We start from the raw sequence: 26,326 nt of genomic DNA, 5'->3' as shown, positions 1-26,326 counted from the left end.
TTATTTCTGGGACAGGAGTCTAGAGTATTCCTAAAATGATTTTTAAAATTAATATCTAAGCTTTTAGCTAGGTGGTCAACTTTAGAGTAGACAAGATTTTTTTGTTTCATTTGTGTCATTCCTATACTAAAAGGGGAGTATTATGTAGATAGAGGCTGTTATGCTTTGGTGTTATTCTGCCTAAGATTGATGATTCTATTGATTTTTCTGAGGGAGTTACCTATGTTGAAGAGAAGGTAAAGCATATAACAATAAATTGTAAAGCTCCAAAAATCTGGGACAATACTGAGACTATAGACAAATAGGACTGTTGCACTAACAAAAATTAGACAGCTACATATTATTGAAAGTAGAGGATATCCTTTTGAAAATAATAGGCTTTCTATGATTAAGGCAAAAGCAGGTAGCAACAGAGTTAGAATGATAATAATAAAGATGAAGCGTTGTGTATCATCTAGCATCAAGTTACCCAATGATTTACCTAGGTAAAAACGAGAATCACTCCCCCCTGGATAAATAAATTCTCTTGTCAAGGGACTAACTAGGATTAGGGTGTCAAATAGTGAGAAAGCTGCCCATCTCCAAATAGGGAAAGCCCATTCTTCCTCAGATAATTCTCTCTGAGTTCTTTCTTCAGTTAATTCTAATTTGATTGTCATCAATATGTACCTCTTTTGGAAAGTCGTTATTTTGATTTAAGATATACCATCCATCTGGTAGTTCAGAGTTTTTAAGTACCTGTTCTAATTGAGAATGTAAGTCAATTTCTTTAGTCGTGGAACCAGAAGGAAAACTCAATTGAACAGTAAGTTGATTGTTTCGTAGAGCATCTTTAAGTGAAAAATCATAATAGCCACCTAGCGCTTTAGAATGTCCCCTCTCATAAGTATAGAGCGTCGTGTATGGTGTATGGTACAGGTTCTATCTGAACAATAATATTTTTTAAATCTTTCTCGGTACTTAAAGCTTTAGAGATATCATTGATAAATTTTTGATTTCTAGGGTTGATTTTAATAGACTTTTTAACAAAGTCGTCCCCATATTCTCTTTCATCAGGTAAAATCTTATATTCACTATTTTGGCGATTAAAATCTGAGTCGCTTTCTGTTGGGCTGGCAATGTAAGGATAGAGTAAATCTTGAATATGGAGAGGAAGTTGAGTCTTTACATGTTCTTTTTTTGTTATTAATGGTCTCTTGATAATCAATATGGAAAATCAGGTAATGTTTAACCTCATCTTCTTTATTCATACGATAAGTAATTTTATCTGCCCATCCGATACCAGTTATTTGTACCTTTCCTTGAAATCCACGAGTTTTATAAAACCCTTTAATATTTTCTTGAGCATTGTAATAGAAAAAGATAGCAATCATGGTCAATAATAAAATCAAGGGCATAGTAATTTTAAGGTATTTGGAGCTATTTTTTACCATATTAGTTATGACTCTCCTTAACTAGTAGGTTGTAATCTTTTTGACTTTTAACTTCCTCGAGGTGTCCAGTCGTTGTATCAGTACTTGTAAAATACCAATAGATATCCTCCTTATCTGGTGTTAACTCTTTTTGGAGTTTAATGGCATCATCCAAATTAAGTGAATCAGTTGTTACGATAATTAGGCTAAATCTTTTTTTGAGCGATTGGTCACTGTATTCGTTATCGTCTTGATCTTTGTAATCAGCAAAATTTCTTTCTTTGGTCCAGATAAGGGGCATGGAGTTGATAGTGAGGGGATCATCTTTATGACCTACAGAAAAATTATCCTTTGAAAGGAGATAGCGATAAGGTTTATCAAATCCGTAGTATTGACTGACTTTTGCTGGTTTGGTTTTAGTTGCCTTATGGGTGCGTAAATTGACATAGAATACTTTTTCGTTGTCATAGGATGAAAATTTCACAAACTCATCCCTACCATCGGAGTACATGGTATTATCCATGGAACCGGGATCATCGTATCCTAGTTTTTTAGCAAGGTCTAGTACATCAATAGTGTGTCCTTTTCCAGTATCTTTACCAAGCTGATAATAGTGGATAATATCATAATTTTTAGGGTCCTTCTTGTGTTTAGATGCTTTATACCTAGATTCTTGGAAGGCTAGATAGGTGCGACCGACGGCTAATTGACTTCTCTCCAGTGCTTTTTCATTTCCAAACTTAACACCTAAAACGTTAAAGTTTCCAATTTTGACGTTTTGAAAGGATGTTACAGTAACTTTTTTGTTAGTAAAGTCGTAAAGTCTATCGTCTAAGGAATAAGCGGCTTGAAGTCTATAACCATAGCGAACGAATGTACCTGTAAGTAGAATGGTTATAAAAATAAGGAGATAAACATGCCACATACGCCATCTAAATGTTTCTATTTTTGTCATAGGAAATCCTCTTTGAGTAATAGAAAAACCATGAAAATCTTATTTTCATGGTTTTTAATTCTATTATTTTACCTCAGTAAGAGTTAAATAATTTCTATTTTAGCTGTTAGAAACGTTGGTACATCAATGTTTTTAGAATGCTACATAATAAAAGGTAGAGTGAATGGTAGAGTAGTTATTGCGTTAGTTCAGCAATCTTTTCAAGATAAATCCCCACAGCTTCTAACTTTCGTTGTGGTGCTAATTCAGCGTAAGTATCCATTGTAGTTGAAATGGATTTATGTCCCATTCTGACTTGGAGTTCTTTCCAATTTGTTCCAGCATTAAGTAGCATTGAAGCATGAGTATGTCGGAATAAATGGAAACCATAGTTTGGTAATCCAAGACCTACTAACCTTTTCTTAAGAATTGTTCTCTCGTTTCTATCACACATATAGTTCCCATAGATTGTAGGGAAAATCAGTTTTGTTCTATGTCTGTTGTGCAATTCGAGATACTCGTTCATTTCATTGTGAAAATCTCGAAGTGCCTCAAGTATAGACAAAGGAACTGGAATAGAGCGATTGCCTGCATCAGTTTTGGGTGTTGCTTTACAGATAACTTTCCCTTTTGTTCCGGTCTTTTTGTTAGCTGTTTTCCAAAGTAATGTTTTATTGACACTAATAGAGTATTCTTCAAAGTTCAAATCATCAATTGTCAATGCTAATAACTCATTTATGCGCAAGGCTGAAGCTAAGAGTGTATTACAAATCAGCTTAAACCGTCGATTGGCTCTACTGTTATCTAAGCTTTCAAGATAGTTAAGCCACCTAGCAAGACTATCATCATGTAAAACCATGATACGTTTCTCACTAGACTTTGGCTTTGGTGGAATCTTGATAGCATTTACAGGATTAGCAGTCAGACCATAGTTAGTAATGCCATAGTCAAAAATATCTTTCAACTTATGAATAACAGCACCGAAATCTTTTGCACATCCTTTATTTGCACGCTTTACACCTGATTCAACTGATTTTTTTGATTTCTTTGCTAGGTCATTTAACCATAACTGAATATCAGCAGATTCAATTTTATCTGGTTTGTAATCTCCGAATTTAGGGATAATATAATTATCTAGGTAGCCCCTTACCCTATTTAATGTATTATGTGAACTAACCCAAGTTTGATAAGCTTGAAACCAAGCTTCGGCTAAATATTCCAGCGTATTAATAGACACATTCTCTTTTCGAGTAAATCCATTTCTTTCAAAGTCTAAGCGAGCTTGAATAACTTCTCTATCAAGCTGCTTAAGTGTTTTTGCAGTAATAGTTGTTGTGACTTGTTTGCCAGTTTTAACATCTTTACCGAGAAATGCTCCTTTGAGCGTATACGAAATGGATTTATCTTTTTTGATTTTTTTAATGACCTTTTTGCCATTATGGATAATTGTTTCAGTTTCCATGTTTGCCTTTCTTCAGGGATATTGAAGTAGGCTAAAATAGTTACCACTCTTTCTTTTAGATAAAACTATTTTAGCACAAATTTTCAATATTAGGATTGTAAGAAGTTAATAACATCATCTAGTAAATAGAAGACAGTTCGTGTTCCCTCAATTGGAGGTTCTAATCTTTTTAATCCTTTTCGTTCCCATGTTTTTAGTGTGTTTGGAGAGATATTTAGCTGTTTTAGCAATTCTCGCTGTTGTACTATCTTTGGTGGTATGTTCTGTTCTTTGATTTGAATGAGTTTGATAAGTGTTTGCAATGATTGTTCAATTTGTTCTAATTTTTCGTTATTCATTATTTTCTTTCTCCTCTGTGTTTGAATTATGGAGTCGATTAGGATTATATCGTCGTGAATCTAGGTACTTGGCGAAGAAATACGTACGTTCAATGATTAGAGATAGTAAATTGGTATTGTTTGCTCGGGCATACCAGACCAATTCTTCAAATTCGCTAAAGTCGTTCTCTTCGATAATATCGACTACTTCATGGATAAAATCCGAGGAGTTCATCTCCATCAAGAATTTTTCCAAATTAAAGCCACAACCGACTTCAATATCCTCAATGTTATAGGGGGTCTTATCTGGATTCTCCGCATGAGTAAAGTAGTCAAATAAACCAGTGGGAGACATAACTACCTCCACATGTGCTGGACCGTTCAGTTTGTCACTGATGATATTTGATACTTGAGAATAGCTTTTCAGTGAATCAAAGAAGAAAGCACCGTGTTTGTGCGACTTTTTGAACTCTCCTGTTTGTTTATTAACATCTTTATCATGCCAAGGACTAAGAATAAAGGGGATATGAAGTTCCTCTAAGATAGTCAAGTAGTCCTCTGGTGCGCTTTCCTCGTAGAAGAGAAACGTCCATTTGGTTGAGCGCTGTTCTTTTGCCATAGGCAGTTACCTCATTTCTTTTGGGCTCTATTACTAAGGAGAAATGGCAGGTCAGATGCAAAGTTTTTTGAAAAAAATTGAATTTTTTGTGATTATTGATTATTGACCTATTGGGGGTCGTAGTAACCCCAATAGGTCATGATAGATAAGAATATAAAAAGGGGCTGTCTGGCTTTTGCTTAACGCAAGCCACAGCCCCAAGGTATTAACGTTTTTGTCCAGTGAACCACAATTGGTTACGAACTCGAATAGGAGAGGAGAAATAATAGTCTGCGTGTTGGCTGACGATTTCTTCTTTTAATTGTGCTTCCATCTCTTTTAGGATTTTTTGCCCCTGTTGGTCTCTAGGGACTTTTAGAAAAATAGTGATGGCATCTTTTCGTATATCTACAATACACTTGCGAACAGCTCGGTTAAATCCGTTATGGATTGGATTGATAGTGGTAACGGTCTGGTGTTCAAGGTTGCTTATCTTCTGTACTCGTTCACGCTGAAACAGGAAGTGTCGCAACAGGAAAGTGTGATAGACAGATTGGATATAGTTCCAAAAACTATCTGTTTTCAACCGTTGTATTATCTCTGATCCAGCCAATAATAAAGCAAGTAGTAGAGAAACAAGAGCAATTCTATGGCAAACGGAACCAATGATATCCGTAGTACTTTTGACCGTATCTAGATTGACAAATGTGATGTTGGTTAATTGAACTGAAAGAAAGTTGAATAACCAGCCAAATGCAGAACAGATAGGAGCAAATAGAAATAAGTATAGTATGAGATTAAAAATTCTCATAAAGTAGGTTTTATTGGTCATAGGATACCTCGTTTAGTGTAGTAGGTTGGGCAGAGTAAGGGGAGAACTTGGTAGGGATGTTCATTGTCAATAACTTGAATGAGACCTGTCCCATGTCCTGTTGGAATGACAATACCCTCTGGGTCTAAGTCTGGAAATAAAAATTGAGTAGTTTTCTGATTGATATTTCCAATTTGTAACAATACGTTTAGCTGTTCCCTCACTGAAATTGGGATAGTATTGTGGTCAAAACGCTGGCTTACTAAGAACAAATGGATTTTGGTAGCACGCCCTAACAAGGCAATCTGTGAGAGTAAGGAGAAAAAGGCTTCTTTGATATTCTTATTGACTCCCTCTGATAGAGCTAGGACTTCATCAATGACAATGGTTAGATGGGTAAATTGATGATTGGGGTTATCATACAAAATAGCTTGTCGTTTCTGAATGAGGTTTGCGCACTGACTTAATTGTTCATTGACCTGTGAAACAAAATCAGATTTTGAACGATTTTCGACAGGGTGGATAACTGCAATTTGATTTTCTCTTGCCCAACGACTTGGTGTATCGAATTTAGGATCAATGATAATTAAGTCAGACATATGCTTCAGTACACTCAAAAAGTAAGTGAGAGCGTACGATTTCCCAGAACCTGAATTTCCAGCAATAGCCCAGTGATTGACCTTGTCTAAATTGAGTTCAAAGTGCTTCATGATAGGAATTTTCCCATGTGGTAATCTGGCTGAAAACTTATCCAAATCAGGAATGGCTAAACGTTCTGAAATTCCTCTTTTCCAAGGGAAGAATAAACCACGTTTAATGTGTAAGTCATCCGTTTCTAGAGGGACAAAATAGGTAGCGTTTTGTTTTAGGAGTGTGTATTGTGGATAAAGTGAAGCATTGGCAATCAGATAGATTTTTTTGTACAAGTCATCATCAAGGATATAGGCACATGGCAGACGAGGGACAAAGATAAACCCGTCTTCTTGAATAACAATATTAAAAGAATTGGTGTAGCTGGTTTCTCCCTGCATTAAAGCCCCCAGAGCCATGTTTAGGCTCTGGAGCAGGTAAGATTGCAGGTAAGATTGGTTCAGCACATCACGAGATTGTGAACTCATTACCGAACCTCCTTGATACCATTTGCTCGGAAGTAAATGTTATATTTTACTTCGCAGGCTTGTAGAGTGTCAAATTGAATCATGGATTGAAAAGCTGGAAGCTCAATCGTATCTTCAAATTTTACTTGGAAAGGGTCTTGCCCTTCCTGTACAAACCATGCTTTATAGGCTACGATTTCTCCGGTTGGTTTTCCTTCTTCAAACCGTTGTTGTGGTTCAAGTTCGGTACTAAGTGAGTAAATCGGTTGTTTTTGACTGATAATTTTATCAGCCAACGTAGTTGTATAACCACCTTTTGTGGTTTTCATTTTAAACGCCATAGGGCAAATCCTCCTTATGAATAAGAGATAGTGTGAATGCGACAGGCTCGGTTTGGGTCATGAGCTGGACTTTGTTTTTTAGGTTATCTGACCACCTCCTCATTACTAAGGAGAATGAGACAGCTAAACGCAAAGTTATTTATTGAATTTTTAATTTTTTTTACAAAAAATCCAGTGACAGAGACACTGGATTTGAGGGATTAGCGGTAAGCTTTTAATAAAGGAGCTAATTTTTTTAGCGCTTTACAATAATGGGATTTAACAGTTACATCACTCATTTTCTTATAATGTTCAGTGATATAGCGAGCCGTTTCTTTATAGCTTGAACCTTGTTCCGCTATCATTTCAACAATTTTACTGTCAATTGCTGATAAGGATGCTTTAGCTTCACGAATAGCTTGTCTTAACTCTTCTAGGATTAAAGCCTCTTCGGGATTCAAATCAGAGCTTGCAACTACTTCATAGCGTTCACGTCGTTTACCATCATTACGAGATATGCTTTCTTCCATACTTCGTTTTTGGTGGTATCGGTCACGCCGTTCTGAGTTACTTTGTTCTTGTTGTAGAAGATGAACAACGGTTTTCCAGTCTTTAGCTTCAACAGCTTTTGCGATTTTACGCTCACGGCGTTCTTTGACTTTATTGCTCATAATGATGAGCTCCTTTCCGTCCTTGGACAGAAGGAAACAAAATGAGCAAATATTGAACGCTGAGTATGCTAAAAGGCACAACAAAGAAACAGCGAAACAATTCTATGCAAGACATGACCTTTATCGTCATGTCATCATATTTGTTTCAATCTGTCCTTTGATGGCCATCAATTTGGACTATTAAAATTTATATCAAGAGTTTTTCTTGATATATTCAGTATAAGGCGTAATGTTCTTTTATTTTTTACTTCTTTTTTTACTTCAATAGACTAATTTGTAAAACGAAGCGCAAAAAAAAAAGACTAGGCGATTCACCTAGTCTTTAAAGAGCAAATTTTCGTATCTCCTCTTCACTTAATAATTTAATAAAGGCCTGTTGTACGTTATCTAAAGCGTGAGCCATTGACAGCAACTCCTTATTTAATTGTTCTTGGAAATAGTATGTTACTTGGGTGTTATTAGTCAATAACCCCACAATATGGCGATTGACGCTTGTATTGTCTAAATTAATATCATATAGGTCAACTAAATCAATAAGGTCGATTTCGCTTAGTCCTTGAGCTGCAGCTTCTTCAATTCTTTTCTTATCCTCTAGTGAAAATCTTGTGGGCTCTATTTGAATACTGGATATTTCCTGAATTGGTCTTGTTGCATAAGGATTGGAAACCCAGCTGATTATTTCATCAAAAGTTTTTTCCTCAATCCTTTCTATATCAGTGGATTTATGAATACGAATACCCATATTTGTTAGCTCCTTTTCAGAATATTTTTGGTACAAGTCTGTGATATCTTTACCTTGACTTACTAACTTCATAAAGTCATAATTTATCTGTTCAAATTTTGATTTATCTATTTTTTGACTTCCGTTTGACTTAATTGATAAAGTTGACCTTGCTTTTTTGGAACTAACTAACGGAACGGACGTAAGGTAAGATTTTGGGATATTTTCTTTATACATTCGTTCTAGAATATCATCAACCAGAAATCCGATATTGAATAGTGGATTTTCTTTGAGTTTTTTTATTAGATTAGGGATAATTTCTGTCGAAACATTATCATACCACCATTTATTGATGAGAGGATCAATGTTTTCTTGCCTAAATGTTGAGGGCATGTCATTTCCGTCTAATTCAAATAGGATACCACATACATTAACTTCAAATGATTTAATTAAATTATCCCCTAACATCAACCAAAGAATATCAAACATTTCTTCAAAATCAATGACAGTCAATTCATTGATGGTACTGGTTCTAAAACTTCTAGCGAGGTTATAACTTTTTTCACCAACAGTAATGTCAATGTCATCTTTCTTGTGAAAAGTATCCATTTCAGTTTCAGTAGAAATCATAAATCTTTTTCTCTGAATATTGAAATTTGCAAATGTCTTGGCAATACTTAGACAACTTGATTGGATTGAAATTAAATCATCACTCATGAAAGAATATAGGTTTTCATCTACAGACTCTAAATCTCTATATAAAATAGAACCGAAAAAATAATGAAACAGATTCTCAATAAACTCATCTAACTCTCCAAAAACGATATACGTATAGCTCGAAGCGGTTTGAGTATTTAAATAAACTAACATCGTACTCGTAATTGGTCGCTTACCACTTTCAACTTGGCTAACTTGACCTGCATTACCTAGGTCGCTTTGCTTTAAATTATACTTTTTTCTTAAACATTTGATACGAGCAGGTATTTCTTGTGAGTAATTTTCATCAAAAAATTTCATATATAATCTCCCTATAATCATGGAAAAGTAATAAAAATAGTTATTATCCTAGTTGATTAAAAAAATCTCTGATTTCCTCATCTTTTATAAAATAATATATAATTTTCCCCTCTCTTCTAGTGTCCAAGATGTTTTGATTGGCTAGTTTACGAAGATGGTGGGAGGCAGATGCCATACTGAGATTTAATAAACAGGCTATATCGCAGACACAGAGTTCTTCGACGGCAAGGAGATAAAAGATGATATTTATCTGTTTATTATCGGTAAATTTTGATAAAATGCGAAGTGATTTTTGGACTTTTTCCTTTTCAAGGTAGTTCGTTGCGGTTGTAACATTTTGTTGATTTATAACATCCACTTGACAGATACTATCTTTTTTCATAATTTTTTCTCCTAGCCTAACACAGCCCATAGCATGTCAAAGCTGTTGTTTTCAATCAGGATATACATCCCCAATCCTAAATAGACAACGGCAATAAACCATCTGCTATATTTTTCCAAAGTTTCTCCAACAGAAGGGACTTGTGCCAATTTTTGGGCAGAAAAAACCAAGAGATAAATCATGACTAGAAAAGTAAGTAAAGTCACTATCAAATTCGCTAAATTTAAGGTGGTAAAATATGGGACAAAGACACCAATATTGTCAGCGCCACAACTTGCAAAAGTAATCATAGCGACTAGAAAAATCAGGTTTTTGTTGTCTTTTCGCAAACCATCTTTTGCAATAGCTTCTCCATCAGAATCTCCTAAAAGCAAAACTTTGAGGCCTAGGAAAATTGGAATCAAACCGAGTAAACCTAAAATCTCTTTACTAGGAATATAATTTAAGACAAATGCAAAAAGCAAACTTAGGAATATTAGACTAACAGAGCCTAGAAATTGTCCTAAATAGATGTTAATGATGTCCTTTCTGCTTTTTCTTTTGGCAAAAAATAACATTAGGATAATAAGTAAGTCTACGGCTGTCCCAGAATACAGGATTATTGAAGTAACAATATTTTGAATCATAAAACACCTCATTCAAATATATTTTTGAATGTATTCTAACATTAAACTTTGTAGATGTCAACTTAAAATCCACCAAAATATAGATAAGAAGTTAGTGTACTAAATATTAAAAAGCCCTGCCATCGAAATGATAGCAGGGCTTAACTTCAATATCCAGATGATATATTTATCTAAAAAAGGTAGAGTAAAAGGTAGAGTTTTTATTGATTTGTAGTGCGATATAATGAGTTTCAAAAAATCAAAAATCGCTTAAAATCAATATTTTGACGTCTATTGACGTGTACTGAAACCCTTACTTAACCTCAGTGAGCGTAATGTATGGTTTAGTAATATTCATGATTGACAGAAACGTTGATTTTATGGGCTTTTTAACTTTTCAATTGTTGATGAACTTGGGTGATTTTGACCTTGCTTTAGTTTTAATCAGATAAAAATCAGATAAAATCCTACTCATTATATCCCTGAGCATAGTAAGGAATATACTGCATGAATTTGTTCCCTGCATTTTCATCATATGGTTTAACTTTTCCGCTTTTGACTGCTGAAGAGATAATTTTTGTAGCTAATGCTGATTGCTTTGAAGTCAACCCAAAGCGGTCACGAACTGTTTTATTCGTCATGTAGTCATTTTCTACATACAGAATAGATGCATGATAGAATATTGCATTAACTCTTTCTTTATCGTTCATCTCGCTAATATTTTTTCTCTTGAAAATAGTAACGGAAGTATTATCCCCCTTGGCTGAAATGTCGGGTGCAGGAAGATTCTCACTTTCTAGAGTAATGATGATTTTATCAATTCCACTGCCACGAGATTCAACAAGGTGCATTTTTCGAAAAAGATTTGCTAAATCTTCATTACGAGAAATAGGCGGGAGGTCAAGTAATCTATCGGGTTCATTGATAGGAACACCAGGATTTGTAAACTCTATACGATTATCGTAAATTTCAATCATCGGATTCGTCCCAGATATAGAAAAGTCTTGGTGTACTATTTGATTAGCAACAATCTCTCTAATTACGATATCAGGATAGTCTGTTCTCTCAATTCTTTGGCCATTTTTATCATAAATTTCAGTAGTTAAAGGGAGTCTCATTCTAATATAATTAAGTAATCCCTCAAAACCGACAGCAACACCTTTTCCTGCGGTGATATCTTCTTTGGCATAGAACTTATTATTTCCGTCGTAGCGGATAACTCTTATGGCATGTGACTTTAGTTTTTCAAAATTAGAGAGATTCTTAGCAAATGTATAGGCTCCCATGTTGGTTATATTGAAGCCACTACCTGATTGTTCAATAATGTTATCGTCAATCATGTGTTGCAATAATTCATCGTAGCTAGATTCAGGAGGATAATTTAACATTTTTCTGTATGTTTCGCAGTCTAGAAGTGAAATTAAATCATCGGTAGAGCAGTTGGTTAGTGCAAATTCTTTTTCAAAAGTACGTGCTTCAAAAGATTTCCACAATAATCGTTCCTTCTCTGGAAATTCAGCCAGATTTTTTAATGATGAGCCACTACGAATATATCTAGTCCCCTTAAAAGCAACGGGTCTTCCAACAGTCATATGAATAATCAAGGCAACAACTTTTAAACTTTCGACCTCAAATTCTTGAAATTGAATTGAAATTCTAGGGTCTAAGTTTCTCTCTAACCAAGATATTAGAGGCTCACCTCCATTTATTTTTTCTTCATATGGGAAAAAGTTAGTACCTATTATTTTTTTTTCATCAGAAATACCCCAAATAAGATAAGAAAATTGTTTGTTGAGCATTGCAGATGAATTAGCCAAAGCTGATATATATTTACCTAACTTTTCAGGTTCAATCTTATTACTTTTAAATTCTAGCAATTCAGATTCATCAAGTCTCATTAATTCTTGTAATTTTAACTCGTCCATCTTTATTTTCCGTCTTTCTTCTTTTTAGAAGATTTGACTTCTCTAAACACTGTCAAATCAACTCTTTGCTTATTTTCCAAATTAAATCCAATAGCTGATGTTATCTATTTCTCCGCCCAGTCAGTCCAATCATCAACGGTTGTATTATGGTAAAGTTCTATCAGTCGAGGTCTGATAGATTGGATAATATCGACTAATTCATGACCTTCATAAAATTGTGAAAAAGGCATACCAACTGTTGCTTGGGATATATCTGAAAGTAGCTGTCTTGTTGTTTGGCTATCCGCAAGTGTATTTATCAGAAAACCAAGTAAGTAATTGGAATCATAGCTAACTTCTACGCCTACTTGAGGTGAATCTTTAAGTAGGCGTTCATAGCCTTTTTTAACTTCTTGTTTGATTTTATCTTTGGTAAGATTTTCTAGATTTCCGATAAAATCATATGAAGTATAGATTTGATTGGCAAAGTAATCAGAAAGTTCTTTGACTTTAGTATCATCAAGTCCCCTTTGCTGACTTAGATAGTTCTGAGCTTCCTGTCTAATTGAATTTTTTAGCGTGTCATAGAGCATTTCAAAGAAGATGTCGTCTAAGTAGCCTTCACTTGGGTAACCAAAATCATTTTCCCAGTCAGGATTTTCAAATGTTCCAATGCTTACCCCTCCGTTAGTTGTGACTAATTGTATTGGATCTGTTTTAATCCTAAAAAGCTCATTTTTTATCTTTAATGGGGTTTCAGGATATTCGTCTAGAAATTTACCATAACCGAGTTTTCTAAGATAAAGTTCAATGTATTCTTCTAATTCTCCATAGTAAAACCAACCTACAGGTTTCCCATAGATTTTTGACACTTTCTCTAAAACTTCAAGAGGAGCTAAGTTATCTCCTCTAACATATGCATTAATGGTTGATTTTTTGAGTCCTAGACGATTTCCAAAATCTGTAAAGGATAAATTCAATTCATCCTTGACTTGTCTAAGTCTTCGTCCCACAGACTTTTTATCAGGTTTAAGTATTTCAAACATAAGTTACCTCTAGACCATTATAACACAGGAGTTTATAAAATCGTACATTTTTTGGAGATAACACTTGACGGCGTGTATGATATCGTATATAATTATTGGTGAGCATTAGGATTGCTCAAAAAATTTTACACCATGCGTGCATAAAAACGTATATATTCGATAGAAAGGAGCTAACCTAACAATCAAAAAAAGAAAGGAAGGTACAAAAAATCCTTGAACAACCTAGTACATCGTTCAAGGACAGTAAATCTAATTGTTGTAATTATACCATCTATTTCGGATAAATGCTAGTTATCCAAAATCAGAAAAGAGGGTAATTATGAATTTAACAGGTATGGGACTACAAATAATAGAGCGGGTAGTCTACTTATAAGAGGCAAAAGAGATAGTCTTAATCAAACCAGAGTATTGTAATGATTTGGATGCCAGATAACTCTATCACCTTATCAAGGGTATGGGATCTGAGCGATTAATTGAATCTAGAGCTTTGCAGATTGTGACTGACTTTCTCAATCAGAAAACACAGGTAAGCTAATGAATGAATACGATTATCAAGAAGTTGTGGACAGGGTTGACGGTCTTAACTCAGTTTCAACACTGAAAAAGTGGCGATTAAAAATTGAAAGCCTGACCGATACTCAATTTAAAGAAAGTAGGGTGAGAACGGGTCGAAACTCATATTCTAAAGTTTATCTTTTTACAGAAGATGACCTAAACCATTTTCAAGCGATTGCTGATAAGAAGTCTTCGTTGGGGCTAGAAAGTGCAATTCTAAGCGCTTATGGGTTTTCTAAAGAAAATGATTCTCAAAAGCCTATTAGAGAACTTGTTGATGAGCTAGAGGTCTCCTTTAAGGAAATCCAAGAAGATTATCGAAGGAACCTAGTAAAGTTGAAACAGGAGTTAGAAGTGCTTCTGGCTAGAATCCAGACCTTGGAGAAAGAGACTGAAGAGAAATCATCTAAGAGACTTGGATTCTTTCATCGATGAAGACGGTTCGCCACCCCACCGCTGGGCGAGTGGTCAACACGGTAGCCCAGAGCAGGTGGGGAAGGTGGCAAACGGCTGAACTCGATTTGACATTTGCACCCCAGCCCCTATTAGGGGGTGCACACATACATGAAATGTGGTCAAATCCTTTGATACGCAAGGAATTCGGCGATTTGAAGCAAAATTCACGAAAGAACCTTTATAAAGCCCATGGTATCAATGGTTTACGAAGGATTTCATGTAGGCGTAGTTTTTATGAACAGGAGAAAAATACATGACAAAATTTAACTTAACAGACGAAACTGTAAAAGTAGGCGATTTGAAATTGGATAAATCACAATTTGACATTCCAAAGAAAGTGACTATCCTTTCTTCACGGGTTGCTCCAGTCTATAAAAATATCAATGGCGAAAGCATTGCGACAGATGAAGTGGCTAAAATTACTTGTTCTGTACAAGATACAGACAAAATTCAGGCCCTGAAAGACTTGGGTTATTCCCCTGATGACCTTAAGAGCATTCGTTTGGAGATTGTAGATAATCTTGACAAGTTAGCTAAATCCGTTGAAAAGGATGAGCTGAACTCTCTCGTAGTAGAACTTGTAAATCCAGAAGTCCACCTTGGTTGGCGAGCTAACAGTAATGGTGGTGGAAATTGGGGTGGCTTAAAGCTAGTGGCAACCGATATTAAATTTATTGGAGCCTAAACATGGATAACTCAGTGATGTTAGACTATTTAGCTGTAACGATTAAAGGTTTAGCCCCAGATGATGTCATTGAGAAAATCCTCATTCTTCCTAAAGACAAGTTTGTCCTCAATGAATGGGGTATAAACAAGTACCAACGGCATTATGCTTTCTCAGAGATAAAGGTTTATTTCAATAAGGATTGGGAATCGAAAATGGGGGTCTTTATCGAACTGAGAGGGCAGGGGTGCCGTCAATATGAAGAATACTTGGAAAGCAATGTCAATAATTGGGTAGCATTAATGAAGCGTATTTTTGAATATCATAGTAACGTCACAAGGCTAGATATCGCCAATGATATCTTTGACGACAGCCTATCCGTCCCACTTATTTACAGTTACTGTAAAAGGCAACTCTGCATATCAACTGCTAAAACCTTTGATTACCATGAAAAGAGTATTCTTGAAAATGGTGAAAAGGTTGGTGAGATGGTAACGATTGGTGTTAGAGGTACTCAGCAATGGTGTATCTATAACAAGCTGTTAGAGAAAAAACTAGACAAAGATTTACCAGAAACGCCATCATCATGGACAAGAGCAGAGCTTAGATGTTGGCAAGAAAAGGCAAATTTATTAGCTAAACAGATAAAAGATGGGCGACCGCTCAAAGAGATTTACTTTGAGGCAATTAACGGACATTATCGTTTTGTCAGTCCGAGAGACAAGGATTCTAACCGTTGGCGAAGAAAAAATGTAAAGTGGTGGAATGACTACCTAGAGACAAAAGAAAAGACTGTCTTGAGTGTTAAGCGAACGAAGCCAACTCTAAAACAGTCTGAGCTATGGACAGAAAAACAAGTCTCACGAACACTCGGGAAACTCTATGTGGCAAAAGCAGAATCACATGGACAAGAAAAGGCAGATAATTATATTCAGCACCTACTTGAGCTTGGTATATCTAAGCTAACGAAAGTAGACGAAACAGACATTCAGCAATACAAACAAGAGCAATTAAGCTCAGCCTATTGGGGCATAAGAAAAGACGACTTGTGAAACGCTACAATCCGCCTTTCTAAAAATACCTATCTTGACTATAACTAGAATAGAAGGAGAATTCAATGGCAATATTAAAAACAGAACATGATTTTGACTTGACCCGTAACTGGTACCGAAAATCCGTCTTTTTAGATGAACTCTGGCATGGCATGACAGTTGCAACACTTAATAGCTATATTCGTCAGATGAAAGACAGTCCATACGCCTTCGGCATCAAAGGAACGCATGGCAACGTCTTTATCCACTCGGAAGTCTTTGTAGTATGGTTTGACTACAAAATTACTAACCAGTATGTTGCAAAGATAGTGTAGGGGGTACCTATGAGAGATAATGGTTCAAGAGTACTCATCATCAGTTCTTGGCGACCAGACCCTAATAAGGCGGGTAACGTCTTAGTGAAATTCGCTATGCGATTTACCCACCCTATTACTAAAAAATCTCACAAGAAATACCTTTCTACAGGTGCTAGTAAAGGGTGGTTTACTACTAAGGCAAGACCAAGTAAGAAAACATCATCTGGGAAAGAGCGTCTCTTGGTCAGTGATATAAAAAACTCGCAACTGATTACACAGGTCACGCAAGAACTAAATAAGTTAGTTGATGACTATATTGCTGAGGTAACAGGCGTAACACCCAAGAAAGCAAAGAGGATTTTAACCCTAGAAGAAATCGCCAAGCCCTTTGATGAAGATGGAAATCTTTATGGTAAAGCCTTTAGAGCATGGCATGAGAGGGTCAAGCCAGCCAATAATACCCTTAAAACAAGAGTTACTATCTACAACCGTTATATTGAGCCTAACTTTGATACAAGAATATCTATCACAAAATTTGCCTCTATGACAGATGAAATTCAAAATCTTATCAATGTTTCTTCTATGCACATGGCAAGAAACCTGCATATCTACCTTAAGATGATTTTTGACTGGTCAGTGGAAAATGGACAAATTACTCTTACACAAGACCCGATTACTAATAACAAGGTTAAAAGGCGAGTTCTGACAAAGAGTGAGGAGCAGAATAAGAAACGTGAAGACATTGCGGAAAAATACTTAGAAGCAAGCGAAGTTAACTATGTTCTCCGCCTGATAGAAAGCTGGACAGATAGGTCTGATAATCAACTTATTGCAGACGTGTTGAGAATGATTTTCCTAACAGGCATGAGACCAAGTGAGGTTTTGGGTTTGAATGAAGATATGCTTGATTTTGAGGGAAAGTGGATAAAGGTTCATTGGCAGAGGGCAAGTAAAAATAAATCAGATGAGGTTATGGAAGCTCTTAATCTTGATGAAAAGGAACGTTACCGAGCAGACCTTAAGACTAAGGAAAGTGTCCGTACGATTCCAATGAGTTCTGAGGTAGAGAAAATCTTGCGACACTACATTGACAGAAATAAGTTTCAAGCTCAATTCAATCCGACTTACCAAGACTTGGGCTATCTCTTTACTAGAACCTATATCAGGGCAGGTAATAGGCAAGGTTCTCCGCTTTATCACAACGAGCTATCACAATTCCTGAGAGGTGGTTCTAGTCAGTCAGTAAAGTATAATAAGAAGGCAGGTAAGTCCTATAAGGATATTGATAATTTCCTAGACTTTGGGAGACCGATTCATGTCATTCCTCATATGTTTCGTCATAGCTTTATTTCCATTATGGCAAGTGAAGGCATTGATCTCCCAACCATTCGAGAATTTGTCGGACACTCGGAGGATTCTAAGGAGATTGAACGTGTCTATCTCCACGTGATTAAGAAACAAAAAGACACCATGAGAGGAGCGGTTGAAAAGCTAGAGAAGTTGATTGAGTAACAAAAGTTAAACTTTAATCAGATAAAAACTAGATGAAATAGAATTTTGAACATTAGAAAAAAGCCTAGAAACATGCGTTTCATAGGCTTCTTTCTTAAAATGTTTGTTTCTTAATATGGCTTACTTTAGTGATGAAAGTCAAAAGAAAGAGTAGTGTAGATAGGATGATAGCTGGAAGGAAAAGACCTGTCCAATTAGTCATTCCCATTTTCAACAATCTGAGTGAATGGTTCATCAGACCAATCATTGCAAGGTTAATCACTAGGGAAATAAAGAACGCTAGTCCCGTTATAATAAGACTTTCCCAAAGTTTTGTATGCAACAGTTGAGCAGGGGAAACTCCTAATGTGGCTAACTGTTCCTGCTCTTTGGCCTCCTGGCGGACAGACAATAATGTCATGGAGACTACGTTTGCTAATATTAATAGTACAGGAGCTAGGAAAAAGGCAATAAAGGAAACTAATAATTCTAATTCACCGTCTTCTTGAAAGAAAGAAAAGATATTTTGCGAGAGTAGTTGAAAACTCCCAACCAATGTAATTCCAGCAACAACCGAAGCATTAATGGCTTTAAGGTAAGATTTTTGACTTAGAATTTGCCATTTTGCAAGGATTGGGGCATACCTGTGGCTAAGTAGTACGGGTGATAAAAGTTTGATAATACCAATTTGAAGATAGGGAGATAGAGCATAGATAGCAAAAACATTGACTAGCATGAGATAAAGCAAGGAACCAGTACCCAATAGTGGTTCTGAATGATAAAACATAAATAAAAGGGAAGCATATAGGGCAACTAAAATAGCCCATGGGACTGCTTTCTTAACAATTATCCAAAATTTAAAAGTTTTTCGTTCGACTTTCTGTTTAAGGAGTTTACTGGTATAGAAGTACCCACTAACAAAAGCGAGACTTGAAATTAAAGCTACGGTAGCAAGCAGTGCCAACGGTTGAGAACCAAAGTTTAAATCTGGCATCATACCTTTGCCAAAATACTTCTGTAAATAATAATAGTAGTAACGGCTTATCGGTGTTGCAATGAGAGCACCAGGTATACTGGAAATAAATGCCATTAAACTAATTTGTCCAGCAACTAAAATTGACAACTGCCAGCGGTTAGCACCTAAAATTTCCCAAAGTTGATAATCCGATTTGAAATAATTTAAAAGACTAGCAATGAGACTGGAAATAATAAGAAAAAGAGTTAGCCCGCCAAAGAAAATGGGCATAAGGAATACTGGGCTTGGGTCTGTTTGAACACTGAGTAGTACGTCCTTGTTTGCTATAATATTAAAGTCGCCTGAAAGGGATATCCCTGAAATGAGACTTGCCATAAAAAAGACAGGTACAGTTGCGGTCCATTCTTTCCAACTATATCTCCATTGGTAATAAATGAGTTTTAACATGATTTATCTCTCCCTTACATCAGTCTCTATACCTAAAGCCTTAGTTAATTCTTCAGACTTAGGTTTTATAATTTCTTGGGAAATCAAACCATCCTTAAGGATGAGTGCTCGGTCAGTTTTTGAAGCTAGCTCAATATCGTGAGTAACCATGAGGATACATTTCCCCTGATTAGCTAGTGTTCTTAAAATATCAAAAACAATTTGACGAGAGGTACTATCAAGCGCACCAGTAGGCTCATCTGCAAAAATAATCTGACTATCTGCTAAAATAGCTCGTGCAATAGCTATTTTTTGTTGTTCACCACCAGATAAGGTTGAAGGGAAGGCTTTGCTATCTGCCTTGAATTGCAATTTTTCCAGTAATTCAAGTATCTCTTGGTTGTTGACCTTTTTGCCTGATAATCTTAAAGGTAAGGCGATATTTTCAATAATAGGTAGTGCAGGTACCAAATTATAGGATTGGAAGATAAACGCTAAGGACTCACGTCTTAGTTTAGCAAGTTTATTAGGACTAGTTTGATAGGGATCTAAACCTTGAATCTCAACCTTTCCTTGACTTGGTTGCAATAGACCTGACATACATTTTAATAGTGTTGATTTTCCAGAACCACTGACACCTAATATAGATATAAATTCACCATAGTTAGCTGATAAACTGAGACCGTTTAAAATCTGAACAGTCTTACCCTTGCTTAATTCAAACGACTTAGCAAGGTTTGTTACTTCGATTGCCTGTGTTTTCATAGTCATTCTCCTATAAGTTGACTTTTTTCTATTGTATCATTTTTAATAAGCTGTTGTAAGTGAATAAATAATAGTTTGGTAAATAAAAGTTAGAAATAATTCAATCAGACAAAAATCAGACAAAACCGCAATTTAAGCACGAAAAAAGCCTAGAAACATGAGTTTCATAGGCTTTTCTTATCTTAATTATTTTACCTCAGTAAAGATTACGTGTTTACGCAATTTTGGTGAGTATTTTTTCAATTGAAGACGGTCTGGAGTGTTACGTTTGTTTTTTGAAGTAAGGTACAAGCGTTCACCAGATTCTTTGTGTTCAAGTGTAATATTTACGCGCATGGTATCTCCCTTCTATTATTTAGCTGCGTTAGCTTTAGCGATTTTACGTCCTTTGTAGTATCCTTTAAGTGATACACGGTGTGAACGTGAGTAATCTCCAGTTGTTTCGTCAAATTGTACTGATGGAGCAGTCAATTTGTAGTGTGTACGACGTTTGTTTTTCTTCGCTTTTGAAGTGTGACGTGCAGGTACTGCCATTTCTTTATTTCCTCCGAATTAATATTTATGTTCTTGATTTTAAATCAACTATAACAGAATAACATATCTTTTTTGTAAAGTAAAGTTACTTGACAAAAAACTTCTCAAGAAAATATATAGTTAAAAACTATATAATGTGATAGTAAATACATATTTCACAGCTATAACAGCAAGTGCTAGAATAGGCTTATTATTACATTAAATGAAAGAATAAAAAGGAGTAAATAACTATGAGTAAAGTTCATTATCATTTTGATCATGTTGGTTCTTACCTTCGTCCACAAGCTTTAAAAGAAGCACGTGAAAAATTTGCCAATGGTGAGATTTCGCAAGATGAATTGTTGAAAGTACAAGATGAATTGGTTAAGGAATTGGTTCATCATGAGGTAGAAAATGGTCTTCAAGTCGTTTCTGATGGTGAATTTGGTCGTTCTTGGTGGCACCTTGACTTCCTATGGAACCTAACTGGTTTTGAAGCTTACCAACAAGAGGATTCATATAAATTCCATGGAGCTAAGACACGTACAACTAACGTTCGTATCAATGGTAAAATTGCTGAAAATCCTAATCATCCTTTCTATCGTGACTTTGAATATCTTAAATCAGTGACTCCTGAAGGAATTACTCCAAAAGTAACTATTCCAAGTCCATCACTCATCATTAACCGTGACCACCGTAGTGATCTTTATGCTGATTACTATGATTCATGGACAGATTTCCTTGCCCTATTGTAAAATGAAGTGCAACACAAAAGACATGTTCATCTGATATACTAGAGTTGCGAAAAACAGTATAAAGGAAGATGAACATGTCCACTAATTATTCTACCACAAATCAATCATACAAGCACTTATCTGAAGCTGAGCGAGGGGAAATTGAAGCTTATTTAAGCGTAGGACTCAAACCTGCTGAGATTGCTCGTAGACTAGGGAGAAATCGCTCTACTATTACTCGTGAAATTAATCGTGGTTCCATAACACAAGTGAAAAAAGTAAATGGGCAAAAGGTCTATTACCAACACTATTATGCAGATGCTGCTCATAACCGTTATCGTCATGCTAGAGAAGCCAGCTATTATTTGAAACTGGATTCCGTATCGGATGACTTTCTGAGAGCATTTACAGAAGCAATGAGAGAGAAACCAAGGGTGCATAGCGTGGATACCTTTGTTCATACCTATAGACTCCAACATGTAGATGCAGTTGTTCCTTCAACCAAGACGCTCTATAACTATATCCATCAAGGATTGTTAGAGATTAAGGTCATTGATTTGCCAAGAGCAGTGCGGATCCGTAAGAAATTTACCAAGCGCCCCTCTACCAAGAAACATCTAGGAAAGTCAATTGAAGAAAGGCCAGAAGAAATCAATAATCGTTCCCGTTTTGGAGATTGGGAAATCGATTCTGTTCTGGGTGGAAAGACAATAGGAGAACCTTCTATTCTAACCTTGGTAGAACGACAAACACGCTATGCTGTCACAAAGAAACTCGTGGAAAAGAAAGCAGAGTATGTCAATCAAGCAGTCTTAGAGTGTATGAAACTTTATCCCATTAAGTCCATAACTGCAGATAATGGAAACGAATTTTCATCATTGAGTAAGATAGAGGGATTAGATGTTTATTTTGCACATGCCTATTCATCTTATGAACGAGGTACAAATGAGAATTTCAATGGACTACTAAGAGAGTTCATTCCGAAGGGGTGTTCGTTAAAAGAACTAAATCAGAATCTTTTAGAGGACTATACAAAGGCTATCAATGAAAGACCTAGACGAATTCATGGCTATCAGTCCGCAAAAAAGCTGTTTGAGCTAACTCAAACAGCTTGAAAGATACTCACTTAATCAGAGGAACATCTTTGTTGCACTTGACTTGACAATTAGGGGACAGATTTCCTTGATGATTTGGCTAAAGCTTACCATGATACCATCCAACATTTCTACGATTTGGGTGCACGTTATGTACAATTGGATGATACGACTTGGGGTTATTTGATTCAACAGTTTGAGAATGAAAAAAATAATCCTGAGAAAACAGCTGAGTTGGCAAAAATTGCTGAGGATGATGTATACACTATCAATAAAGCTTTGGAAGGTCTTCCAGAAGATTTGACTTTGGCTACTCACATTTGTCGTGGGAACTTTAAGTCAACTTATCTTTTTGAAGGTGGCTATGATTCAGTCGCTAAATATCTTGGTCAATTGAACTATGATATCTTCTTCTTGGAATACGATGATGCGCGTTCAGGTAGCTTCGCACCACTTCCAACGATTTGGAATAACCGTGATCATGTTGAATTGGTACTTGGTGTGATTACTTCTAAGGATCCAGCTTTGGAAGATGTAGATGCTGTCATTGCTCGTATCCATGAAGCGGCTGAACTTGTACCACTTAAGAACCTTGGTATCTCAACTCAATGTGGTTTTGCCTCAACTGAAGAAGGTAATATCTTGACTGAGCAAGACGAGTGGAATAAATTGCAATTGATTAAAACAATTACTGACAAAGTTTGGTCATAATAGAAAAAATACAGAGAACAGGCTCAGCTTGTTCTCTCTTTTTATGAATATAGAAAGGAAGTGTTATGAATTATAAAGAAATAGGGCAGAAAATTTTAGAAGCTGTAGGAGGAAAGGAGAACGTTCAGAATCTAACCCATTGTGCGACACGTTTACGTTTTACCTTAGCAGATGATTCTAAAGCTGATGATGAGGCTGTTCAAGCTATCGATGGTGTGGTGAGTTTGGCTAAGAGTGGTGGCCAGTATCAAGTTGTTGTTGGGAGTGATGTACCAAATGTATACCGCGCTTTAGAAGGTTTATTGGATCTAGATGAAGTATCTAAGGAATCATCGGAAAAACAAGATAGAACTCCTCTTCAAAGCTTTTTAGCTCTTATTTCTGGGATTTTCACCCCAATCTTACCAGTAATTACAGCAGCAGGGATGATCAAGGCCGTTTTGTCCCTTTTGGTTGTCTTTAAGGTAGTAGCTGTAGATGATGTTAACTATCAAGTTCTTAATTTTATTGGCGATGCTGGATTTTATTTCTTACCTGTATTTTTAGGTGCCTCAGCAGCTCGACAGTTTAAGACGAATGCTCAATTGGGGATGTTGATTGGTGCTATTTTATTACACCCAACTTTTACTCAGATTGTGACAACTGCCAAGGAATCAGGTCATGGCGTCTCTTTCTTTAGTATTCCTCTTACATTAACTTCTTACTCATCAACGGTTATCCCTGTTATTTTGGCAGTTTGGTTTATGAGTTACGTGGAGCGCTTTGCGATTAAAATTTCACCAAAGGCTGTAAAGTTTTTCTTGGTTCCTATGATTACGACATTAATTACTGCAATCGTAACACTTTTGATTTTAGGTCCAATTGGTGCTGTCATAGGTAACTGGTTGGGGGATTTCTTTAAGTGGTTGGAAAACTTTGGCCCATGGGTTGTTCCAACAATTGTAGGGGCAACCTTCCCGTTAATGGTTACAACAGGAACTCACTATGGCTTAGTATCCATTGGAATCAATAACCGTATGACTATTGGTTATGATACGATTGCACAGCCAGGTGCTTTGGCTTCAAATGTGGCTCAGGGTGGAGCAGCTCTTGCTATTGCTTTAAAAACTAAGGATACCAATAAAAAAGCTCTAGCTTCATCTGCTGGGATTACTGCGATTTGTGGGATTACGGAACCGGCTCTTTATGGGGTAACTTTGCAAAATAAAGCAGCCCTTATAGGATCTATTGTTGCAGGGGGAGTAGGTGGCTTCTTCCTTGGTATTTTAGGTGCGAGAAATTTTGCGGGTGGTTCCCCGGGTATCTTGACGATTGCTGCGTATATTGGTGAAGATACACTTAAATATTTTTACACAGCTATTGCAGGTCTTGTAATTTCTGTTGTGGTATCTTTCATTGTGACCTTCATTCTTTATAAGGAAGATTAATGATTGTGGCAGGCCGAGAGGTCTGTTTCTTTCTTACGTTGAAAAATCCTCCACCATTTCCCAAAAGCTATATAAATTATGATAGAATAGAGTGATTATATCTGTAATAACGGAAAAGGAGGGCAGGTCTATCTGAGGCCTGTATCATCATTATGAAACTTCAAAAACCTAAGGGAACGCAGGATATTTTACCTGCGGATAGTGCCAAATGGCAGTACGTAGAAAATGTTGCACGTGAAACATTTAAGAAATACAATTATGGTGAAATTCGTACACCTATGTTTGAACATTACGAGGTTATTTCTCGTTCAGTAGGAGATACAACTGACATCGTTACTAAGGAAATGTATGATTTTCATGATAAGGGAGACCGTCATATTACACTTCGTCCAGAAGGAACAGCACCGGTTGTACGCTCTTATGTAGAAAATAAACTCTTTGCGCCAGAGGTCCAAAAACCTGTTAAAGTTTATTATATTGGATCAATGTTCCGTTATGAACGTCCTCAAGCAGGACGCTTGCGCGAGTTCCACCAACTGGGTGTAGAGTGCTTTGGATCAAAAAATCCTGCAACAGATGTTGAAACCATTGCTATGGCCTACCAGCTCTTTAATACGCTTGGCATTAAGGATGTTACCCTTCATTTGAATAGCCTTGGAAATACTGAGAGTCGTCTGGCTTATCGTCAGGCCTTGATTGACTACTTGACACCAATGCGTGAAAGTTTGTCAAAAGATAGTCAACGCCGTTTGGATGAAAATCCTTTGCGAGTACTCGATTCAAAAGAAAAAGAAGATAAGGTTGCAGTTAAAAATGCTCCCTCTATCCTTGATTATTTAGATGAAGAAAGTCAAGTGCACTTTGACGAAGTACGTACCATGCTCGATAGTCTTAACATTCCTTACGTGATTGATACTAATATGGTACGTGGTCTTGATTACTATAATCACACGATTTTTGAATTTATTACCACTATTGATAAGTCTGAATTGACAATCTGTGCAGGTGGTCGTTATGATAGTTTGGTTGAATACTTCGGTGGTCCAGAAACAGCTGGTTTTGGTTTTGGACTTGGTTTAGAACGCTTGCTTTTGGTTCTTGATAAACAAGGTATTGAGCTTCCGGTGGAAGAAAGTCTGGATGTTTACATTGCAGTACTTGGTTCAGGTGCCAATGGCAAAGCTCTTGAGTTAGTTCAAGCTATCCGCTATCAAGGATTTAAGGCTGAACGTGATTACCTTGGACGTAAGATTAAGGCGCAATTTAAGTCAGCAGATACCTTCAAGGCCAAGACGGTTATCACATTAGGTGAGAGTGAAGTGGAGTCAGGTCAGGTCAATGTCAAAAATAATGCTACTCGTGAGGAAGTTACTGTAAGTTTCGAAGAGCTAACTAAAAACTTTGCAGCAGTCCTCGAACAGTTAGAAAAGTAGGGGGCATATGGTTAGTATAGTTGATATGCTCAAACGGAGTGAAAAGTTCAGTTTGGCTTTTGATCGCAGTATGCCCATTCGTTTCCAACAACAGTTTTGGCAGTTGATTGACTTTCTTGATAAACATGACATTACTTGGTTTAATGATGAGCCTGCAAGTGATCATGCGATGTGTCAGCAATTACTTGGTCAAGTTTGGCGTCAAGATTGTCAAGATGTGGTCTTGAGTTTTGAAACACAGGAACGTTATTTGGGATGGCAGGTAGACGAGGAAACTGATGAACTTAGTGTTATCATTGAGGATGTTTATGGATTCCGTTGGAATAGTTTACTTGACTTAGAAATAGCCGATTATCGTTTTGAAGATTTTGAAGAGTTTGCTGAGGATTACGTGGATACTAGTGATTTGTTGAAACAATTTGGCAAATAGTTTTAT

Annotated in this window: 28 protein-coding genes and 3 pseudogenes; 12 read left to right on the top strand and 19 right to left on the bottom strand. The window is 36.3% G+C overall.

What is annotated here, in order from left to right:
* Positions 1–158: 158 nt before the first annotated feature.
* The 13 genes from V471_RS02590 to V471_RS02530 all read right to left on the bottom strand — a co-directional run bounded on the left by V471_RS02590 (position 159) and on the right by V471_RS02530 (position 10,368).
* The gene (locus tag V471_RS02590) at positions 159–659 is read right to left on the bottom strand and encodes a hypothetical protein (RefSeq protein WP_045769320.1); all 501 of its coding nucleotides are present in this window, start codon (positions 657–659) and stop codon (positions 159–161) included.
* 426 nt (positions 660–1,085) lie between these two features.
* On the bottom strand, positions 1,086–1,433 hold the full coding sequence (locus V471_RS11165; protein ID WP_013991322.1) for a hypothetical protein: 348 nt from the start codon (positions 1,431–1,433) through the stop codon (positions 1,086–1,088).
* A gap of 1 nt (position 1,434) precedes the next feature.
* Positions 1,435–2,367 (bottom strand): hypothetical protein, encoded by a 933-nt coding sequence (locus V471_RS02580; RefSeq protein WP_084871081.1) that lies wholly within the window; start codon positions 2,365–2,367, stop codon positions 1,435–1,437.
* A 175-nt stretch (positions 2,368–2,542) separates the two neighbouring features.
* Complete coding sequence (locus V471_RS02575) at positions 2,543–3,808, bottom strand: tyrosine-type recombinase/integrase (RefSeq protein ID WP_084871080.1); 1,266 nt, start codon at positions 3,806–3,808, stop codon at positions 2,543–2,545.
* Between the two features lie 89 nt (positions 3,809–3,897).
* Complete coding sequence (locus V471_RS02570) at positions 3,898–4,146, bottom strand: MerR family transcriptional regulator (RefSeq protein ID WP_084871079.1); 249 nt, start codon at positions 4,144–4,146, stop codon at positions 3,898–3,900.
* Positions 4,139–4,744: a replication protein gene (locus V471_RS02565; protein WP_084871078.1), complete on the bottom strand. Its 606-nt coding sequence runs from the start codon at positions 4,742–4,744 to the stop codon at positions 4,139–4,141. The genes V471_RS02570 and V471_RS02565 overlap by 8 nt, the downstream gene beginning before the upstream one ends.
* A gap of 205 nt (positions 4,745–4,949) precedes the next feature.
* A complete protein-coding gene (locus V471_RS02560; RefSeq protein WP_084871077.1) occupies positions 4,950–5,555 on the bottom strand; it encodes a hypothetical protein in 606 nt (201 codons plus the stop codon).
* The gene (locus tag V471_RS02555) at positions 5,552–6,652 is read right to left on the bottom strand and encodes a type IV secretion system DNA-binding domain-containing protein (protein ID WP_084871076.1); all 1,101 of its coding nucleotides are present in this window, start codon (positions 6,650–6,652) and stop codon (positions 5,552–5,554) included. The genes V471_RS02560 and V471_RS02555 overlap by 4 nt, the downstream gene beginning before the upstream one ends.
* Entirely contained in the window at positions 6,652–6,972 is a 321-nt protein-coding gene (locus V471_RS02550; RefSeq protein WP_037608226.1) for a hypothetical protein, read from the bottom strand. The genes V471_RS02555 and V471_RS02550 overlap by 1 nt, the downstream gene beginning before the upstream one ends.
* 200 nt (positions 6,973–7,172) lie before the next feature.
* The gene (locus V471_RS02545; protein ID WP_084871075.1) at positions 7,173–7,622 is read right to left on the bottom strand and encodes an RNA polymerase sigma factor; all 450 of its coding nucleotides are present in this window, start codon (positions 7,620–7,622) and stop codon (positions 7,173–7,175) included.
* A 322-nt stretch (positions 7,623–7,944) separates the two neighbouring features.
* Positions 7,945–9,360, bottom strand: a complete 1,416-nt coding sequence (locus V471_RS02540) for a helix-turn-helix domain-containing protein (RefSeq protein ID WP_084871074.1) — start codon at positions 9,358–9,360, stop codon at positions 7,945–7,947.
* 43 nt (positions 9,361–9,403) lie between these two features.
* Positions 9,404–9,742: a Cd(II)/Zn(II)-sensing metalloregulatory transcriptional regulator CadX gene (gene cadX / locus V471_RS02535; RefSeq protein WP_000711078.1), complete on the bottom strand. Its 339-nt coding sequence runs from the start codon at positions 9,740–9,742 to the stop codon at positions 9,404–9,406.
* Positions 9,743–9,753: 11 nt separating this feature from the next.
* The gene (locus V471_RS02530) at positions 9,754–10,368 is read right to left on the bottom strand and encodes a CadD family cadmium resistance transporter (protein ID WP_002911684.1); all 615 of its coding nucleotides are present in this window, start codon (positions 10,366–10,368) and stop codon (positions 9,754–9,756) included.
* 28 nt (positions 10,369–10,396) lie between these two features.
* Here V471_RS02530 and V471_RS11160 point away from each other — a divergent pair.
* Positions 10,397–10,582, top strand: a pseudogene (locus V471_RS11160) (FanG protein).
* A 232-nt stretch (positions 10,583–10,814) separates the two neighbouring features.
* On the opposite strand, the gene V471_RS02520 reads toward V471_RS11160, so the two are convergent.
* Together V471_RS02520 and V471_RS02515 are read right to left on the bottom strand one after the other, a co-directional pair.
* On the bottom strand, positions 10,815–12,272 hold the full coding sequence (locus V471_RS02520; protein ID WP_002887466.1) for an ATP-binding protein: 1,458 nt from the start codon (positions 12,270–12,272) through the stop codon (positions 10,815–10,817).
* 104 nt (positions 12,273–12,376) lie between these two features.
* A complete protein-coding gene (locus V471_RS02515; protein WP_084871073.1) occupies positions 12,377–13,297 on the bottom strand; it encodes a helix-turn-helix domain-containing protein in 921 nt (306 codons plus the stop codon).
* 534 nt (positions 13,298–13,831) lie between these two features.
* Here V471_RS02515 and V471_RS02505 point away from each other — a divergent pair.
* The 5 genes from V471_RS02505 (at position 13,832) to V471_RS02480 (ending at position 17,832) form a co-directional block, all read left to right on the top strand.
* Positions 13,832–14,287: a hypothetical protein gene (locus V471_RS02505; RefSeq protein ID WP_070849550.1), complete on the top strand. Its 456-nt coding sequence runs from the start codon at positions 13,832–13,834 to the stop codon at positions 14,285–14,287.
* 274 nt (positions 14,288–14,561) lie between these two features.
* Complete coding sequence (locus tag V471_RS02495) at positions 14,562–14,993, top strand: hypothetical protein (RefSeq protein WP_049553537.1); 432 nt, start codon at positions 14,562–14,564, stop codon at positions 14,991–14,993.
* 2 nt (positions 14,994–14,995) lie between these two features.
* Positions 14,996–16,024, top strand: a complete 1,029-nt coding sequence (locus V471_RS02490; RefSeq protein WP_084871071.1) for a replication initiation factor domain-containing protein — start codon at positions 14,996–14,998, stop codon at positions 16,022–16,024.
* 65 nt (positions 16,025–16,089) lie between these two features.
* The gene (locus tag V471_RS02485) at positions 16,090–16,338 is read left to right on the top strand and encodes a hypothetical protein (RefSeq protein WP_014632502.1); all 249 of its coding nucleotides are present in this window, start codon (positions 16,090–16,092) and stop codon (positions 16,336–16,338) included.
* Positions 16,339–16,347: 9 nt separating this feature from the next.
* Entirely contained in the window at positions 16,348–17,832 is a 1,485-nt protein-coding gene (locus V471_RS02480) for a tyrosine-type recombinase/integrase (protein WP_002887476.1), read from the top strand.
* Positions 17,833–17,926: 94 nt separating this feature from the next.
* Here the strand turns inward: V471_RS02480 and V471_RS02475 are convergent, their stop codons facing one another.
* From V471_RS02475 to rpmF, 4 genes are all read right to left on the bottom strand, one after another.
* Positions 17,927–19,234, bottom strand: a complete 1,308-nt coding sequence (locus tag V471_RS02475) for an FtsX-like permease family protein (protein ID WP_021152667.1) — start codon at positions 19,232–19,234, stop codon at positions 17,927–17,929.
* 3 nt (positions 19,235–19,237) lie between these two features.
* A complete protein-coding gene (locus V471_RS02470) occupies positions 19,238–19,978 on the bottom strand; it encodes an ABC transporter ATP-binding protein (protein ID WP_002887480.1) in 741 nt (246 codons plus the stop codon).
* A 186-nt stretch (positions 19,979–20,164) separates the two neighbouring features.
* Positions 20,165–20,314, bottom strand: coding sequence for a 50S ribosomal protein L33 (gene rpmG / locus V471_RS02465; RefSeq protein ID WP_002262412.1), 150 nt, complete (start codon positions 20,312–20,314; stop codon positions 20,165–20,167).
* A 15-nt stretch (positions 20,315–20,329) separates the two neighbouring features.
* Complete coding sequence (gene rpmF / locus V471_RS02460) at positions 20,330–20,512, bottom strand: 50S ribosomal protein L32 (protein ID WP_002885630.1); 183 nt, start codon at positions 20,510–20,512, stop codon at positions 20,330–20,332.
* A 230-nt stretch (positions 20,513–20,742) separates the two neighbouring features.
* Between rpmF and V471_RS02455 the strand changes: the two are divergent.
* The 6 genes and pseudogenes from V471_RS02455 to V471_RS02430 form a co-directional block, all read left to right on the top strand.
* Positions 20,743–21,234 (top strand): annotated as a pseudogene (locus V471_RS02455) (uroporphyrinogen decarboxylase/cobalamine-independent methonine synthase family protein); the annotation flags it as partial.
* Between the two features lie 86 nt (positions 21,235–21,320).
* Positions 21,321–22,340 carry an IS30-like element IS1139 family transposase gene (locus V471_RS02450; protein ID WP_171021848.1) on the top strand — a complete coding sequence of 340 codons (1,020 nt, stop codon included), beginning with the start codon at positions 21,321–21,323 and terminating at the stop codon, positions 22,338–22,340.
* Positions 22,341–22,403: 63 nt separating this feature from the next.
* A pseudogene (locus V471_RS02445) lies at positions 22,404–23,030 on the top strand (uroporphyrinogen decarboxylase/cobalamine-independent methonine synthase family protein); the annotation flags it as partial.
* A 65-nt stretch (positions 23,031–23,095) separates the two neighbouring features.
* The gene (locus V471_RS02440) at positions 23,096–24,457 is read left to right on the top strand and encodes a PTS transporter subunit EIIC (protein ID WP_084871070.1); all 1,362 of its coding nucleotides are present in this window, start codon (positions 23,096–23,098) and stop codon (positions 24,455–24,457) included.
* 152 nt (positions 24,458–24,609) lie between these two features.
* Positions 24,610–25,890, top strand: a complete 1,281-nt coding sequence (gene hisS / locus V471_RS02435) for a histidine--tRNA ligase (protein ID WP_045769354.1) — start codon at positions 24,610–24,612, stop codon at positions 25,888–25,890.
* 7 nt (positions 25,891–25,897) lie between these two features.
* A complete protein-coding gene (locus V471_RS02430) occupies positions 25,898–26,320 on the top strand; it encodes a hypothetical protein (protein ID WP_045769355.1) in 423 nt (140 codons plus the stop codon).
* Positions 26,321–26,326: the final 6 nt, after the last annotated feature.

Source organism: Streptococcus salivarius (assembly GCF_002094975.1).
GTDB lineage: Bacteria > Bacillota > Bacilli > Lactobacillales > Streptococcaceae > Streptococcus > Streptococcus salivarius_D.
The sequence above is the reverse complement of the archived record's forward strand: the minus strand, read 5'-3'. Positions and strand labels throughout refer to the sequence as shown.